Here is a 15,830-nt window from a genome sequence, read left to right on the forward strand (position 1 = left end):
GGCGGGCGGATCCGGTCGATGACCGGCCCCCGACGCGGGCTCACGGTTGACGGGTGTGTGGCATGCAGGGAGAGGGCCAGGCGATCGGCGGACGAGCGATGGAGTCGATGACCGGGCGGCTGCTGGTCGCGACTCCGGCGCTCAAGGACCCGAACTTCGACCGTACTGTGGTGCTGTTGGTCGCCCACGAGCCGGGCGGCGCGCTCGGCGTGGTGCTGAACCGGGCCACTGAGGTGCCGGTGGCCGAGGTGCTCGGTGACTGGAGCGACCTGGCCCGCCACCCGGCGGTGCTCTTCGAGGGTGGCCCGGTGCAGCCCGACTCGGCCATCTGCCTCGCCCGGATGCGGCACCCGATGCGCCGGGTGAAGGGCTTCCACCAGGTTTCCGGGGCGGTCGGCACGATCGACCTCTCGGTCGACCCGGAGCGGCTGCGGGAGACCATCGGCGGCATCCGGGTCTTTGCCGGCTATTCCGGCTGGGGCAGCGGCCAGTTGGAGCAGGAGGTCGCCGACGGGTCCTGGTTCGTGCTGGACGGGCTCCCCGGGGACGCCTTCGTCGACCGGCCCGACGACCTGTGGCCGATGGTGCTGCGCCGGCAGGGCGGGATGATGGCCGCCGTCGCGCACTTCCCGCCGGACGTGGCGCTCAACTGACCCGGCTCGGCGGGGGACCCCGCGAGATGACCATGCGGGCCGGTCTGTGTATAGTTTCCCAGTGGCCGGGCGACCGGGACGACAGCAAGGGGCCGTGGCGCAGCTGGTAGCGCACCACACTGGCAGTGTGGGGGTCAGGGGTTCGAGTCCCCTCGGCTCCACCCTTGAGAAACGCCCTGGTCGGGATAATCCGACCAGGGCGTTTTGCTGTAGCTGGCGGTTCCGTCGCTACCGAACGATCGGTGACCACTCCCGCTGGTTGGCGATCGTCACCCCGGGGGTCCGGTAGTAGGGGTCCTCGGCGACGACGGCGGCGAACGCTTCGGCGTCCGGGACGTCGAAGATCAGCAGTGCTCCGGAGTCGTCGGCGTACGGCCCGGCCATGACCAGCCGGCCCTCCTGGTGCAGGGCCTGGAGACGCTCCCGGTGCGCCGGTCGGGCGGCCAGCCGGTCGGGTTCGTCACCGAAGGACAGCTCCAAGATGAACACCGGCTCCTCCTCATCGGGGCGATCTCTCGAGGCACCCTATGCGAAACGCCCCGACCGGATGACCCGGTCAGGGCGTTGGCGACTAGATGTCCGGTAAGGCTCGTTCAGCCCTGACGGCTCTTCCACTGCGGGTTGGCGCGGTTCACCACGACCACCCGGCCGCGACGGCGGACCACCACCGAACCCGGCTTCTGCTTCAGTGCACGCAACGAGCTACGTACCTTCATCTCTGCCTCCTCGGTTCAAGCGGTTCCGAGTATCGAAACGCCGCACCCACCCGCCAGATTCCCGGCCGGTCAGCGTCGAACCTTTGCCGCCTCCCGCCCGTACCACTGGGCGGAGGTCATCCTCATGCCCGTACGCCGGCTCCTCGCCACGGTGCTGGTCGCTGCCGCGACAGTGCCCCTGGCGGCCATACCCGCAGCCGCCCACGGTGCCCCGACCGACCCGATCAGTCGCGCGGCGGCCTGCGGCCCCGAGGGCCGGTACGCGGCCACCAGCGCCTGCCGGGCGGCGATCGAAGCCGGCGCGGCCGTCCGCGAATGGGACAACGTACGCGTTTCCACGATCAACGGGCGAGATCGGGAACGGATTCCGGACGGTGAGCTGTGCAGCGGCGGACTGTCCGCGTACCGGGGACTGGACCTGCCCCGCATCGACTGGCCCAGCACCACGCTGACCACCGGCGCGAAGTTCACCTTCCGGTACCGGACCACCATCCAACACCGGGGCACCTTCCGGCTCTACGTCACCACGCCCGACTACGACCCCCGCAAGAAGCTGACCTGGGCGGATCTGGAGTCGCGCCCGTTTCTGACGCTGACCGACCCGCCGGTGCGGGCCGGGGCGTACCAGTTGGCGGGTCGGTTGCCGGCGGGCCGCAGCGGGCGACACCTGATCTACACGATCTGGCAGAACTCCAACACCCCGGACACCTACTACTCCTGCTCGGACGTGGTGTTCCGGGGCGCCAAGGCCACCGCCACGCCGGCGAAGGCCGCCGCGACGAAGAGCGCGGCGGCTGCTCCGCGTACCGCCGCGAGTGGGCCGGCCAGCACGGAGCCGGCGGTTGCGGCGTCGGCCGACCCGGGCGTGCCGGTGTCGTCGGTGACCACCCTCGGCGACCGGTGGCCGGTGCTGGCCGGTGCCGCCGCCGTGCTGCTCCTGGCGCTGCTGATCGGTGCCGGACGGCGACGCCGCAGCGCCGCCGCACCGGTGGGCCGGCAGTGCGAGGTGCGCAACCACCGGGCCGGGCAGCGGCGGATCTGGTGACCCGACCCGCCCCGGGCCCGACGGCGTTCAGCCCAGGTGGCGCTCGATCTCGGCCAACTCGTCGGCAGTGAAGTCGAGGTTGTCCAGCGCGGCGATGTTCGTCTCCAACTGCTCGACGCTGCTCGCCCCGATGATCAGGCTGGTCATGCGCGGGTCACGCAGCGCCCAGGCCAGCGCGAGCTGGGCCAAGGACTGGCCGCGTCGCTCGGCGACCGCGCCGAGCCCGCGGATCGTGGCCATCTTCGCCTCGCTGAGGTCGCTCTCGTTGAGGAAGACGCTGGTGCGAACCCGCGAGTCGGCCGGGATGCCGCCCAGGTAACGGTCGGTCAGCAGGCCCTGGGCCAACGGGCTGTACGCGATGCAGCCCGCGCCGACCTGCTCCAGCGTGTCGAGCAGGCCGTCGGACTCGGTCCAGCGGTTGAGCATCGAGTACGACGGCTGGTTGATCAGCAGCGGCGTACCCAGCTCGCGCAGGATCGCGGCGGCCCGCGTGGTCTGCTCCGAGTTGTAGTTCGAGATGCCGACGTAGAGCGCCTTGCCGGAGCGGACGATGGCGTCGAGCGCCCCCATCGTCTCCTCAAGGGGGGTGTCCGGGTCGAACCGGTGCGAGTAGAAGATGTCGACGTAGTCCAGCCCCATCCGGCCCAGCGACTGGTCCAGCGACGAGATCAGGTTCTTGCGCGAGCCCCACTCGCCGTACGGGCCGGGCCACATCAGGTACCCGGCCTTGCTGGAGATGACCAACTCGTCGCGGTACGGCTTCAGGTCGGTGGCGAGCATCCGGCCGAAGTTCTCCTCCGCCGAACCGGGCGGCGGGCCGTAGTTGTTCGCCAGGTCGACGTGGGTGACACCCAGGTCGAAGGCGCGGCGCACGATGTCGCGCTGCCGTTCGAACGGGCGGTCCGGACCGAAGTTGTGCCACAGCCCGAGCGAGACGGCGGGCAGCCGCAGGCCACTGCGTCCGCTGCGCCGGTAGGTCATGGTGTCGTAGCGGTCATCCGCGGCGAGGTAAGTCACGATCATGAGCCTAGCTCCGGCCCACCGTGATGCGGATCGGGCGTGGAAACCGGGACATCGGGGTAGTTTCGACGCCATGCGTTTCATTGCGCTCGACACCCCCAAACCGCTGTCCAAGATCGGCTTGGGCACCTGGCAGTTCGGCTCCCGGGAATGGGGGTACGGCCCGGACTTCGAGCGGCAGGCGGCGCAGATCGTCCGGCGGGCCGTCGAGCTGGGCGTGACGGTCTTCGACAGCGCGGAGATCTACGGCTTCGGGCGCAGCGAACGCATCCTCGGCGCTGCCCTCGGCGACGACCGGCCGAAGGTGGTGGTCGCCACCAAGATCCTGCCGGTGCTGCCGGTGGCCGCCGTGGTGCAGCAGCGGGCGGTCGCCTCGGCGGCCCGGCTCGGCGTCACCAGCATCGACCTCTACCAGGTGCACCAGCCCAACCCGCTTGTCGCCGACCACACCACAATGCGCGGCATGCGGACCTTGCAGGACGTCGGGTTGGTCGGCGAGGTCGGCGTGAGCAACTACGGGCTGCGCCGCTGGCAGGTCGCCGAAGCGGCGCTCGGCCGGCGGGTGCTCAGCAACCAGGTCCGCTACAGCATGCTGGACCGCGCACCCGAGCAGGACCTGCTGCCGTACGCGCGGCAGGCCGGTCGGGTGGTCATCGCGTACAGCCCGTTGGCGCAGGGCTTCCTCTCCGGCCGCTACGACGCCAAGAACCCGCCGACCGGCGCGGTCCGGCGCGCCAACCCGTACTTCCTGCCGGAGAACCTGGAGCGCGGCACGGCCCTGATTGACACAGTGCGCCAGGTCGCCGACGCCCACGACGCCACCCCCAGCCAGATCGCGCTGGCGTACCTGCTGCGCCACCCGAACGTGCTCGCCATCCCCGGCGCGTCCGGCGTCGAGCAGATGGAACGCAACGCCGCCGCCGCCGACATCGACCTCGCCGACGACGAGTACACGGCGCTGGCCGAGGCCGCGAAACGCTTCCGCCCGATCACCGGCCTCGCCGCCATGCCGGCGATGCTGCGTGCCCGGTTCGGCAACCCAACCGGAAAGTGAGCACAGTGGACGACATCACCGCGCTGATCCTGGACGACCACGCCGCCTTCCGGCGTGGCTTCGCCCGCCTCGACGACGCCCGCGACGAGCAGGAGATGCTCGCCATCTGGGACGCCCTCGCCCTGCACCTGGACATCCACGCCGAGGCGGAAGAGGCGATCCTCTACCCGCACCTGGTCAAGCACGGCGACGACGGCGAGGACGAGACCGCCGACGCGATCGGCGACCACAACAAGATCCGCGACGCCATCGCCGAGGCGAAGCTGCACCCGGTCGGCTCGGACCAGTGGTGGGAGGCGGTCGGCACCGCCCGCCGGGAGAACAGCGAACACCTGGCCGAGGAGGAGGACGAGGCGCTGCCCGACTTCCGTCGGCACGCGAGCACCGAACTCCGCGCCGAGCTGGGCCAACGCTGGCTGACCTTCTACGGCGAGCACAAGAACGGTCGCAACCTTCCGTTCCGCGACAAGGACCCACAGCAGTACGTCGCCGACCACCGCTGACATCTCCCCGGCGCGGGGGAGTCGCCGGGACCCGGTCGGGCAGCAGAATGACGAGGTGACAGTCCGAGCGGCGCTGGCCCCGCTGGTCGCCGGCACCACCTGGCGGCGCGGCGTGTTCCTGCTGCTCGGCGGCGTGCTGGCACTGCCGTACGGGCTGCTCGCGGTGACCTTCGCCCAACTGCTCGCCGACTCGGCGATCCCGCGCCCGCTGGTTTACGTCCTGCTGGTCATCGCCGTGCTGATCGCTGTCGTCCCGTTGCTGGTGGACGGCAGCCGGGCGTTGGAGATCGCCGCCGTCCGGGCCCTGCTCGGCGTCGATCTGCCCGAACCCGCGCCCGGCCACCACGGTGACCGGGAGACCCGGCTGCGCAGCGCGCTCTGGATCGCCACCCACCTCATCGTCGGTGCCGTGGTGATGATCGCGCTGTTCAGCGCCCTGCCGATGGCGCTGGCGTTCATCGCCCAACAGTTCGGCGTCGGCACCGAGCTGACCAGCCGGGAACAGTTCGGGCCACTGGACGGGCAGGACAGCGGCTGGCTGACAGTGACCGGGGTGCTCCTGCTGGTCGGCCTCGGCTACGCCGTCGCCGGGCTCGGCGCGCTCGCCGGATCCATGGCACCGGTGCTGCTCGGCCCGGCTCAGGCGGAGCGGATCGCCGCCCTCGAAGCACGGGCCGCCCGGCTCGCCGAACGCAACCGGCTGGCCCGGGAGCTGCACGACTCGGTCGGCCACGCGCTGACAGTGGCCACCCTCCAGGCCGGGGCGGCCCGCGAGGTCCTCGACACCGACCCCGAGTTCGTCCGGCGGGCACTCACCGCCATCGAGGACGTCGGGCGGACCGCGATGGACGACCTCGACCACGTGCTCGGGCTGCTCCGGGAGAACGGGCGCGACCGGCCCGTGGTGGCGCCGCAGCGTACCCTCGCCGACCTGGACCGGTTGGTCACCGACGCCCGCGCGGCCGGCCTGGCCGTGCACGCGCAACGCGCCGGCGACCCGACCCGGGTGCCAGCGGTGGTCTCCCGGGAGGGCTACCGGATCGTCCAGGAAGGACTGACCAACGCGGCCCGGCACGGCCACGGGCCGGTGACGGTACGCCTGGACCTGCACAGCGACGCACTGGAGCTGGAGCTTGTCAACGCGGTGCGCCACCCCGACCGGGCCCAGCGGGGGCGGGGTGGTCGAGGCCTGGACGGCATGCGGGAGCGGGTGCTGCTGCTCGGCGGCCGGCTCACAGTGGGCCCGGACGGCGACCAGTGGCTGATCCGGGCCCGCCTGCCGTACGAGGAGACGACATGACCACCGGAGTGCTGATCGTCGACGACGACGAGCTGATCCGGGTGGGGCTGCGAGCCATCATCGACGCCCAACCCGACCTGCACGTGCTCGCCGAGGCCGCCGACGGCGCCGAGGTGCCGCCGCTGGTCGCCCGGCACCGGCCCGACGTGGTGCTGATGGACGTGCGGATGCCCGGCATCGACGGCATCCAGGCCACCCGGCACCTGCTGGCCACCTCCGCCGACCCGCCCCGGGTGCTGGTGGTCACCACGTTCGCCAACGACGAGTACGTCTACGAGGCGCTACGCGCCGGCGCGTCGGGGTTCCTGCTCAAACGGGCCCGCCCCGCCGAGGTGGTGGAGGCGGTCCGGGTGGTCGCGGCCGGCGAGTCGCTGCTCTTCCCGGCCGCGATCCGCCAACTGGTCGGGGCGTACGGGCCAGCGGGCGGCGACCGGTTGAGCGCCGCCCGGCTCACCGAACGGGAGGCCGAGGTGCTGCGGTTGATGACCACCGGCCGGTCCAACCCGGAGATCGCCGCGCACCTGGTGGTGGGGGTGGAGACGGTGAAAACGCACGTCGGCAACGTGCTGGCCAAGCTGGGCGTCCGCGACCGCACGCAGGCGGTCATCGCCGCCTACGAGTCCGGCTTCGTCACCCCGTCCGGCTGATCCGTCCCTCCAGCGGGGGAGCGAATTCACCGCAGGCCGGGAGGGAATCCGGCGGCTGTCCGTCGAGGCTGAGAGCATGACAACGATCACTGCCTCCCCACCCCGTACCGACTCCCGCTGGTCGGACCGGCTCGCCCCACTGGCTGCCGGTTGGCTCGGCCTGTGGGGCGTGCTCGCCCTGATCGGCACGCTCACCGGCGCCGGCTACCCGTTCGGCCCGAACGACCCCCACGGCGGCGACGTCAGCCTGCTGCGCCTGGTGCCGGCGGAGGTGGCCACCCCGCTCTTCGCCGGCGTACTGCTGACCGCCGCGGTGGCCGCCCTGGCCATGAGCCGCCCGGCGGCGCGCCCACCCGGCCCGTTGCGGGCGCTGCTCGCCGGCTACGGCTGGGCTGTCGCGTTCGTGCTCGTCCTGGTCGTGCCGGACGTCCGGGTGCTGCTCATGCTCGGCTACCTGCCGATACTGATCGTCGGGGCGCCGTTCGGCTGGCCGCCGGTGGACTACTCCGACCTCTTCAACTGGGCGCTGTTCGGCCGGTTCGCGGCGCTGGCCGGCGGGCTGCTGCTGGTCGGGGCAGTGCTCACCTGGCAGCGCCGTACCGCCGGGGCCTGCGTCGGCTGCGGCCGCGCCGACACCGGCCAGCTGTGGACCACCCCGGCCGCCGCCACCCGCTGGGGCCGGTGGGCCGTGGGCATCGCAGCGGTCATCCCGTTCACGTACGCGTTGACCCGGTTCGCCTGGGCGGCCGGCATCCCGCTCGGCATCTCCCGCGAGTTCCTGACCGAGATGCAGGACACCGGGCTGGTCTGGGCCGGCTTCGGGCTGGCCGCCTTCGCCACCGTCGGCGCGATCCTCACCCTCGGCCTGGTCCAGGGCTGGGGCGAGCGGTTCCCGCGCTGGATGATCGGCCTCGCCGGCCGGCGGGTGCCGGTGAAGCTGGCCGTGGTGCCGGCCACCCTGGTCGCCATCTCCGTGACCGCGGCCTCGCTGGGGCTGCTCAGCAACCCCGAGTTCTGGCGGCTGACCGGCGGGCTGAGCATCACCGGGGCGCCGATGCTGCTCTGGCCGGTGTGGGGCGTGGCGCTCGGCGCGGCCACCTACGCGTACCACCTGCGCCGCCGCGGCACCTGCCGGCGTTGCGACCGGGACTGAGGGTGGTAGCGGGGGTGCCCCCTGATGCCGGGGCGCCCCTGCGAATGTGAGCTAGCGTGGGTCGGGTGACTGCGCCTACCCCGGTAATCCCGGTTCCACCGGCCGACCTGCCCGGCACGCTCGGCGCGCTACGGGCGGCCGGTCACCAGTACCGCACCGTCAAGCAGGAACTCCGCGACAACCTCCTCGCCCGGATGCGCTCCGGCGAGACCCGTTTCCCCGGCATCGTCGGCTACGACGACACAGTGCTGCCCGAGGTCGAGCGAGCCCTGCTCGCCGGGCACGACATGGTCCTGCTCGGCGAGCGCGGCCAGGGCAAGACCCGGCTGATCCGCTCACTGGGCGCGTTGCTCGACGAGTGGACCCCCGTTCTGCCCGGCTCGGTGCTCAACGAGCACCCGATGCACCCGCTCACCCCGGCGTCCCGCGCCCAGGTCGCGGAGGCCGGCGACGACCTGCCGATCGGCTGGCTGCACCGCTCGATGCGGTACGGCGAGAAGTTGGCCACACCGGACACCAGCGTCGGCGACCTGATCGGTGACGTCGACCCGATCCGCATCGCCCAGGGTCGTACCCTCGGCGACCCGGAGACCATCCACTTCGGGTTGGTGCCGCGCACCAACCGGGGCATCTTCGCCGTCAACGAGCTGCCCGACTTGGCCGAGCGCATCCAGGTGGCGCTGCTCAACGTGCTGGAGGAGCGGGACATCCAGGTTCGCGGCTACCAGCTGCGCCTGCCACTGGATCTGCTCCTGGTGGCCAGCGCCAACCCGGAGGACTACACCAACCGGGGCCGGATCATCACCCCCCTCAAGGACCGGTTCGGCGCGGAGATCCGCACCCACTACCCGGTCGACCTGGAGCTGGAGCTGGCGCTGATCCGCCAGGAGGCCGACCTGGTCGCCGAGGTGCCGGAGCACGTGCTGGAGGTGCTGGCCCGCTTCGCCCGCGCCGTCCGGGAGTCGCCGTCGGTGGACCCCCGATCGGGTGTCTCCGCCCGATTCGCCATCGCCGCCGCCGAGACTGTCGCCGGTGCCGCGCTGCGTCGCGCCGGTCTGCTCGCCGCCTCCGGCACCCCGGACGGACGCCCCGAGGTCGCCGTTGCCCGCGTCGGTGACGCGGTGTCGGTGACCAGCACGCTGCGCGGCAAGGTCGAGTTCGAGAGCGGCGAGGAGGGCCGGGAAACAGAGATCCTCGCCCACCTGTTGCGTACCGCGACCGCCGAGACGTTCCGGGCCCACCTGGCCGGGCTGGACCTGTCCGGGTTCACCGCCCTGGTCGAGGACGGCGCCGCGATCGAGACCGGCGAGTTGGTCAGCGCCGCCGAGCTGCTGCGCCAGGTCGGCACCGTACCCGGGTTGGCGAAGGTCCTGGACCGGCTCAACCTGGGCGACGCGCCCACCTCGGAGGTGGCTGCTGCCGCCGTCGAGTTCGTGCTGGAAGGGCTGCACCTGACCCGCCGGCTCGGCAAGGACGTCACCGACTCGGGGCGCACCGTCTACGGCGGCCGGGGCTGACCATGGCCGGCAACCGGTTCCGTTACGGGCAGTGGAACGGCGGGCCCGACCCGCTCGCACCCCCGTACGACGTGCGCGAGGCGGTGGACGCGGTCGGCGCCGAGGTGCTGGCCGGCGGCAGCCTGCGGGAGGCGCTGCGTGACCTGCTGCGCCGTGGCCCGCAGGGACGGGGTGGCCTGGACGACCTGGCCGCCCGGGCTCGGCGGCTGCGCCGGGAGGCGCTGCGCAGGGGCGACCTGGACGGCGCGGTGACCCGGGCCCAGGCCCTGCTCGACCAGGCCCTCGCCGCCGAGCGGGACGAGCTGCGGGGTCGCGACGACGACGCCGCGCGGTTCGCCGAGGCGGTGCTGGACAACCTGCCCCGCTCGACGGCACGGGCGGTGGAGGAGCTGTCCGGCTACCAGTGGGCCAGCGACGACGCCCGCCGCTCGTACCAGCAGATCCTCGACCAACTCCGCGACGACGTGCTCGGTCAGCGCTTCGCCGGGCTGCGCGACGCGGTGCGCGCCTCCGCCGATCCGGCCGCCCAGCAGCGGCTCGCCGAGATGATGGGCGACCTGAACGACCTGCTCGCCCGGCACGGCCGCGCGGAGGACACCACCGACGCGTTCGCCGAGTTCATGCGCCGACACGGCGACTTCTTTCCGGAGAAGCCGGCGAACGTCGACGAGTTGATCGACGTGCTGGCCCGCCGGGCGGCCGCCGGTGAGCGGCTGATGAACTCGCTCTCCGAACGGCAGCGCGCCGAGCTGGCCGGCCTCATGCAGCAGTCGCTCGGCGACCGCCTCGCCGGGGAGTTGTCAGCGCTCGACGCGAACCTGCGGGCGCTGCGACCCGATCTGCGCTGGGGGCGGGGTGAGCGGGTCCGCGGCGACCAGCCGTTGGACTACGCCGACGCGGCTGGCGCGCTGGGTGAGATCGGCGACCTGGACGACCTGCTGGACCAGCTCGACCAGGAACACCCGGGGGCGACCCTCGACGACGTGGACGTCGACGCGGTGGCGCGCACGCTGGGCCGGGACGCGGCCGACGACGTTCGCCGGCTGCGCGATCTGGAGCGGGAGCTGCGCCGCCAGGGTTGGGTGAGCCGCGACGCCGAAGGGCTCACGCTGAGCCCGAAGGCGCTGCGCCGGCTCGGAGGGACAGCGCTGCGGCAGGTCTTCGCGGAGCTGACCGCCGGGCCGCGCGGGCAGCACGATCTGCGCTCGGCCGGCGCTGCGGGCGAGGTCAGCGGCGCGTCCAGGCCCTGGCAGTACGGCGATGAGCAACCGTTGGACGTGGTCCGCACGCTGACCCGGGCGGTCAGTCGGGCCGGGCCGACGGTCCCGGTGCAGCTCGCGGTGGACGACTTCGAGGTGGTGGAGACCGAGAGACGGGCCTCGGCCGCTGTGGTGCTCTGCGTCGACCTGTCGTACTCGATGATCTCTCAGGGTCGTTGGGGGCCGATGAAGCAGACGGCGTTGGCGCTGGCGCACCTGATGGAGACGCGCTTCCCGCAGGACGCCCTGCAGATAGTGGGCTTCGGCCGGGAGGCCATGACGCTCACCCAGCAGGAGTTGGCGGCCGTGGAGCCGGACATGGAGCAGGGCACCAACCTCCAGCACGCGCTGCGGTTGGCGGGCCGGCACCTGCGCCGGCACCCGGACGCCGAGCCGATCGTGCTGGTGGTCACCGACGGTGAGCCGACCGCGCACCTGGACCCGGACGACGGGGAGGCGCTGTTCCACTGGCCGCCGCTGCCGGAGACGATCGAGGCGACGGTCCGCGAGGTGGACCGGTTGAGCCGCTACGGCGCCACGCTCAACCTGTTCATGCTCGGCGACGACCCGGGCCTGCGACGCTTCGTCGACGCGGTGGCCCGCCGCAGCCGCGGCCGCATGTTCACCCCGGACACCGACGACCTGGGCGAGTACGTGGTCAGCGACTACCTCCGCTCCCGCCAATCCCGCCGCTAACTCCCGCCGCGGCGGGTTGACTGGGGGGATGGAGAGCGGGGAGTTGCGACGGGCTTACGGTGCCCTGTTCGCGGAGGTCGACGCTGGCGGGTTCGGTCCGGCTCCGCAGGGGCAGCTCAGTGCCGAGCAGATCGTCGCGCATCTGGTCGCCAACGACGAGCTGATGATCCAGGCCACCGAGGCGTTGCTGGCCGGGTCGCCGTTCGCCTACTACGAGTTGGCAGAGGACATGCACCGCCCGCAGCTCGACGCGCTCGCCGCCGAGCAGGGTGGTCTGCGTGGCCTCACCGCGCTGCTGCACGGCACCAGCGACCGGCTGTGCGGGCTGGTCGACCAGCTCGGTCTGGCAGCGGAGACCCCTGTCGAGACGCACCTACGCGAGGGCTTCGACCTCATCGTCGACGAGCCGCTGCCCTGGTCCCGCACCCTGGACCTGCACACGAGGGTGCACCTACCAAAACACCAGTCCCAGCTACACGAGCTCCGCCCGTGAGCCCAGCCCCCCAGACCGCGTCGATCTTGCACTTTCTGTCTCGATATAAATAGACGTAAGGGACTTTCAGGCAACCCAAAGTGCACGATCGGCGGGGGATTGGGCGGGGGTCAGGTCTCGATCAGCTCGGGGCGGGGGTGGAAGGTGCGGCGGTAGGTGGACGGGGCCACGCCGATGCGTTGGTGGAGTTGCTGGCGTAGGGCGGCGGTGGTGCCGAAACCGCAGCGGTGGGCGATCTGGTCGACGGTGAGCTCGGTCGTCTCCAGCAGCAGTCTCGCGTGGTCGGTGCGCTGTTGCAGCAGCCACTGGGCCGGGCTCAGGCCGGTCTCCGACCGGAAGCGTCGGGTGAAGGTGCGCACGCTCATCCGCGCCTGCTCGGCCAGGTCGCGCAGCGCGATCGGCTCGTGCAGCCGGTGCCGCGCCCACTCCCTTGCGCCAGCCGTGCTGGTGTCGGTCGCCTTCGGCACCGGCTGCTCGATGTACTGCGCCTGACCGCCGTCGCGCCACGGTGGCATCACGCAGCGGCGGGCCGCCCGGTTGGCCACCTCGCTGCCGTGGTCGAGGCGGATGACGTGCAGGCACAGGTCGATGCCGGCGGCGACTCCGGCCGAGGTGAGCACCCGGTCGTCGGCGATGAAGAGCACGCCCGGGTCGAGGTCCACCCGGGGGTGCAGGTGGCGGAACCGCTCGGCGTACGCCCAGTGGGTGGTCGCCCGCCGCCCGTCGAGGAGCCCGGCGGCGGCGAGCACGAACGCCCCGGTGCAGATCGACATGACCCGGGCACCCCGCTCGTACGCCGCGCGCAGCGCCTCGGTCACCTCCGGCTCGACGACGCCCGAGGTCAACGGGGTGCCGTCGTGGATGCCGGGGACGATCACCGTGTCGGCGGTGTCGAGCAGCTCCAGACCGTGGTCCGGGACCACCTGGAAGCCGGCGGTGCTGCGTACCGGCTGCCCGCCCGGGGTGCACACCCGGACGTCGTAGAAGGGTGTCCCGTCGGCGGCCCGGGCGGTGCTGAAGACCTGGGACGGGGTGCCGAGGTCCAAGCCGACCACCTGGTGCAGAGCGAGTACGGCGATCCGGTGCGGGCGAGCGCTCATGGCCCGATTATTGCGCATGATGGCTTTCCGGCCACTCGTCGAGGTGGGTGGACCGGCTCAGACTTGTTCCGTGACGAAGAACCGCCGTCTGCATCCCGCCTGGCTGGTCGCCGCCGTCGCCTTCGTGGCGCTGGTCGGCGCTGCCGGCTTCCGCGCCACCCCGTCGGTGCTGCTGCACCCACTGCACGAGGAGTTCGGCTGGCCCCTGGCCACGATCTCCGCGGCCGTCTCGGTCAACCTGTTGCTCTACGGCCTCACCGCGCCGTTCGCGGCCGCCCTGATGGACCGGTTCGGCATCCGCCGGGTGGTCTCGGTGGCGTTGCTGCTGGTCGCCGCGGGCAGCGGGTTGACGATCTTCATGACGGCCAGCTGGCAACTTCTGCTCTGCTGGGGTGTGCTGGTGGGGCTGGGCACCGGCTCGATGGCGCTGGCGTTCGTGGCCACCGTCACCGGCCGTTGGTTCGTCCACCGGCGGGGCCTGGTCACCGGTGTGCTGACCGCCGGCGGGGCGGCCGGGCAACTGGTGTTCCTGCCACTGATCGCCATCCTGGTCCGCGACCACGGCTGGCGTACCGCCGCGCTTCTGGTGGCCGCAGCGGCGCTGGCGGTCGTACCCCTGGTGGTGTGGCTGCTGCGCGAGCATCCGGCGGATCTCGGCCTGCCCGCCTACGGGGCGACCGCTGTCGTCGCGGCGCCGGCGGCGACCGGCGGAGCGGCGACCCGGGCGCTCGGCGCGCTGGCCACCGCGGCCCGGACCCGACCGTTCTGGCTGCTGGCCGGAGGGTTCGCGATCTGTGGGGCGACCACCAACGGCCTGGTCGGTACGCACTTCGTGCCGGCCGCGCACGACCACGGCATGCCCCAGACCACCGCGGCCGGGTTGCTCGCCCTGGTGGGGCTCTTCGACATCGTCGGCACCATCGCCTCCGGCTGGCTCACCGACCGGGTGGACAGCCGCCTGCTGCTCGGCATGTACTACGTGCTGCGCGGGTTGTCGCTGCTGGTGCTGCCGAGCCTGTTCTCCGGCACCGCCGAGCCGAGCATGCTGGTATTCATCGTCTTCTACGGCCTGGACTGGGTGGCCACCGTGCCGCCGACGGTGGCGCTGTGCCGGGAGTACTTTGGCGGCGCCGGAGCTGTGGTGTTCGGCTGGGTGTTCGCCGCACACCAACTCGGCGCGGCGGTCGCCGCGACCGGCGCGGGGCTGGTGCGGGACCGGCTGGGCGACTACGCGATGGCCTGGTACGTGGCGGGCGCGCTGTCGATCGGCGCCGCCGGGCTGTCGTTGCTGCTGCGCCGCCGACCCGGGCGAGGAGTGCCGGAGGCCGTGCTGGTCGCCGCGACCGCACCCAGGGCGTGGAGCTTCCGGGGCTGAACCGCGAGGCGTCGGCGGGTCAGCCCACTGTCCACTGCTGGGCCGGCCGGCCGTCGCACTGTCGCTGCCGGATGTCCTCGCCGGCCTCGACGGCGTCGTCGTCGGCCTGGGCGCACTTGTTGCTGTGCGCGGCGACGAGCAGCACCGCGCTGCTGCCGGTCCCGCCGAACCGCCACTGCTGGTTGGCCTCGCCGTGGCAGGGGAACTGCTGCAACCGCGCGCCGTCGTCCCCACTGCCGCCCTCGACGTCGAGGCACTGCCCGTACTTGGCGTTCGTCAACGTCAGCACGCCCGCGCCGGCCGGGCTGACCACCCACTGCTGCTCCGGCGCGCCGTTGCACACTGCCAACTCGGCCTCGGCCTTCTCGCCGTCACCGTCGAGCCCCAGGCAGAGGCCCGAGGCGGCGCGCAGCACCCGCGGCCCGGTGGGCGGGGCGGCCGGCGTGCTGGCCGACGGGGTCGGTGACGGCTCGGTCGGTGCGGTGGGGCTCGGCTCGCCGGCCGGCTCGCTGGGCTGCGCCGCGCCGGACGGCGTACCGACCGACGCCGGCACCGCCGGCTCGTCGTCACCGTCGAGCAGCCCGCTGGCGAAGACGACCCCCAGGAGTACGCCGACGGCCCCGACCGCCACCGCGACCCGCAGCAGCGGATCGGCCAGCGGGCCGGAGCGCGGTGCCCGGTGACCGCCGTAGACGGTGCCGGCGGGGTCGGGACGTTCCTCGGGCGCGGACATACGCGTCATCCTCACCCACGACGTCGCGCCGGAGCCAGCCCGGCGGTGCGGCTGTTGGCGAGGCTCAGCGGGTGGGCTGCGGGTCGGTGACGTCAGCCACTGTGGCGTCGAGGGCGGCGATCGCGGCGTCGGCGTCGATCGCGATGGCGAGACCACGCTCACCGGCGCCCAGTGTGATCTCCCGGCCGCGCAGTCGCTCGTCGGCGACCACCGGCCAGGCCGTGCTCGCGCCGAACGGGGTGATGGTGCCGCGTTCGTAACCGGTGGCGGCCAGGGCGCCCGCCGCGTCCGGCATGGAGAGCCGGTGCACCCCGAGCAGGGCGCGCAGCTTGGGCCAGGAGATGACCCGGTCGCCGGGGGTGAGCACGAACAGGTGATCGTTTCCACCACGCCGGACCACTATCGTCTTGACCACGTCGGGGACGGCCACGCCCCGGGCTGCGGCGGCCTCCGCGAGACTGCCGACCGCACCGTGGCTGACCAGGCGATACGACAGTTGGGCGGCGTCCAGGGCGGTGATCGCTGGCGATGGCATGCCCGCCACGGTAGCCGTCGGGCCTGCCCCC

The 15,830-nt window shown here is 72.6% G+C and carries 17 protein-coding genes and 1 tRNA gene; 12 read left to right on the top strand and 6 right to left on the bottom strand.

The window, feature by feature from the left end; translation table 11 throughout:
• Window positions 1-62 precede the first annotated feature (62 nt).
• Window positions 63-653 (top strand): YqgE/AlgH family protein, encoded by a 591-nt coding sequence (locus ACLJOK_RS21090; protein WP_410820411.1) that lies wholly within the window; start codon window positions 63-65, stop codon window positions 651-653.
• Window positions 654-741: 88 nt separating this feature from the next.
• Window positions 742-814, top strand: a tRNA-Ala gene (locus tag ACLJOK_RS21095).
• Between the two features lie 67 nt (window positions 815-881).
• On the opposite strand, the gene ACLJOK_RS21100 is transcribed toward ACLJOK_RS21095, so the two are convergent.
• Both ACLJOK_RS21100 and ACLJOK_RS21105 read right to left on the bottom strand, forming a co-directional pair.
• Window positions 882-1,142, bottom strand: coding sequence for a YciI family protein (locus tag ACLJOK_RS21100; protein WP_410820412.1), 261 nt, complete (start codon window positions 1,140-1,142; stop codon window positions 882-884).
• A gap of 104 nt (window positions 1,143-1,246) precedes the next feature.
• Window positions 1,247-1,369, bottom strand: a complete 123-nt coding sequence (locus ACLJOK_RS21105; RefSeq protein WP_030490864.1) for a 50S ribosomal protein L36 — start codon at window positions 1,367-1,369, stop codon at window positions 1,247-1,249.
• A gap of 124 nt (window positions 1,370-1,493) precedes the next feature.
• On the opposite strand from ACLJOK_RS21105, the gene ACLJOK_RS21110 reads away from it, so the two are divergent.
• Window positions 1,494-2,414, top strand: a complete 921-nt coding sequence (locus tag ACLJOK_RS21110) for a lytic polysaccharide monooxygenase (protein ID WP_410820413.1) — start codon at window positions 1,494-1,496, stop codon at window positions 2,412-2,414.
• Window positions 2,415-2,441: 27 nt separating this feature from the next.
• Here ACLJOK_RS21110 and mgrA read toward each other — a convergent pair whose 3' ends face one another.
• On the bottom strand, window positions 2,442-3,437 hold the full coding sequence (gene mgrA, locus ACLJOK_RS21115) for an L-glyceraldehyde 3-phosphate reductase (protein WP_410820414.1): 996 nt from the start codon (window positions 3,435-3,437) through the stop codon (window positions 2,442-2,444).
• A gap of 70 nt (window positions 3,438-3,507) precedes the next feature.
• Here mgrA and ACLJOK_RS21120 point away from each other — a divergent pair, with 70 nt between their 5' ends.
• The 8 genes from ACLJOK_RS21120 (at window position 3,508) to ACLJOK_RS21155 (ending at window position 12,056) form a co-directional block, all read left to right on the top strand.
• Complete coding sequence (locus ACLJOK_RS21120) at window positions 3,508-4,488, top strand: aldo/keto reductase (RefSeq protein WP_410820415.1); 981 nt, start codon at window positions 3,508-3,510, stop codon at window positions 4,486-4,488.
• 5 nt (window positions 4,489-4,493) lie between these two features.
• Complete coding sequence (locus ACLJOK_RS21125) at window positions 4,494-4,991, top strand: hemerythrin domain-containing protein (protein ID WP_030331463.1); 498 nt, start codon at window positions 4,494-4,496, stop codon at window positions 4,989-4,991.
• Window positions 4,992-5,046: 55 nt separating this feature from the next.
• Window positions 5,047-6,291 (top strand): sensor histidine kinase, encoded by a 1,245-nt coding sequence (locus ACLJOK_RS21130; RefSeq protein ID WP_410820416.1) that lies wholly within the window; start codon window positions 5,047-5,049, stop codon window positions 6,289-6,291.
• The gene (locus ACLJOK_RS21135) at window positions 6,288-6,938 is read left to right on the top strand and encodes a response regulator transcription factor (RefSeq protein ID WP_357270655.1); all 651 of its coding nucleotides are present in this window, start codon (window positions 6,288-6,290) and stop codon (window positions 6,936-6,938) included. The genes ACLJOK_RS21130 and ACLJOK_RS21135 overlap by 4 nt, the downstream gene beginning before the upstream one ends.
• Before the next feature lie 76 nt (window positions 6,939-7,014).
• The gene (locus ACLJOK_RS21140; RefSeq protein WP_410820417.1) at window positions 7,015-8,091 is read left to right on the top strand and encodes a hypothetical protein; all 1,077 of its coding nucleotides are present in this window, start codon (window positions 7,015-7,017) and stop codon (window positions 8,089-8,091) included.
• Between the two features lie 56 nt (window positions 8,092-8,147).
• Window positions 8,148-9,608 carry a magnesium chelatase gene (locus tag ACLJOK_RS21145; protein WP_410820418.1) on the top strand — a complete coding sequence of 487 codons (1,461 nt, stop codon included), beginning with the start codon at window positions 8,148-8,150 and terminating at the stop codon, window positions 9,606-9,608.
• 2 nt (window positions 9,609-9,610) lie between these two features.
• A complete protein-coding gene (locus ACLJOK_RS21150) occupies window positions 9,611-11,563 on the top strand; it encodes a VWA domain-containing protein (protein WP_410820419.1) in 1,953 nt (650 codons plus the stop codon).
• Between the two features lie 28 nt (window positions 11,564-11,591).
• A complete protein-coding gene (locus ACLJOK_RS21155) occupies window positions 11,592-12,056 on the top strand; it encodes a hypothetical protein (RefSeq protein WP_410820420.1) in 465 nt (154 codons plus the stop codon).
• 110 nt (window positions 12,057-12,166) lie between these two features.
• On the opposite strand, the gene ACLJOK_RS21160 is transcribed toward ACLJOK_RS21155, so the two are convergent.
• Window positions 12,167-13,174: a GlxA family transcriptional regulator gene (locus tag ACLJOK_RS21160; RefSeq protein WP_410820421.1), complete on the bottom strand. Its 1,008-nt coding sequence runs from the start codon at window positions 13,172-13,174 to the stop codon at window positions 12,167-12,169.
• Window position 13,175: 1 nt separating this feature from the next.
• On the opposite strand from ACLJOK_RS21160, the gene ACLJOK_RS21165 reads away from it, so the two are divergent.
• The gene (locus tag ACLJOK_RS21165; protein ID WP_410820422.1) at window positions 13,176-14,531 is read left to right on the top strand and encodes an MFS transporter; all 1,356 of its coding nucleotides are present in this window, start codon (window positions 13,176-13,178) and stop codon (window positions 14,529-14,531) included.
• Between the two features lie 19 nt (window positions 14,532-14,550).
• On the opposite strand, the gene ACLJOK_RS21170 is transcribed toward ACLJOK_RS21165, so the two are convergent.
• Both ACLJOK_RS21170 and ACLJOK_RS21175 read right to left on the bottom strand, forming a co-directional pair.
• Entirely contained in the window at window positions 14,551-15,264 is a 714-nt protein-coding gene (locus tag ACLJOK_RS21170; RefSeq protein ID WP_410820423.1) for an RICIN domain-containing protein, read from the bottom strand.
• 64 nt (window positions 15,265-15,328) lie between these two features.
• Complete coding sequence (locus ACLJOK_RS21175) at window positions 15,329-15,799, bottom strand: aminoacyl-tRNA deacylase (RefSeq protein WP_410820424.1); 471 nt, start codon at window positions 15,797-15,799, stop codon at window positions 15,329-15,331.
• Window positions 15,800-15,830 lie beyond the last annotated feature (31 nt).

Source organism: Micromonospora sp. 050-3 (genome assembly GCF_046549335.1).
GTDB lineage: Bacteria > Actinomycetota > Actinomycetes > Mycobacteriales > Micromonosporaceae > Micromonospora > Micromonospora trifolii.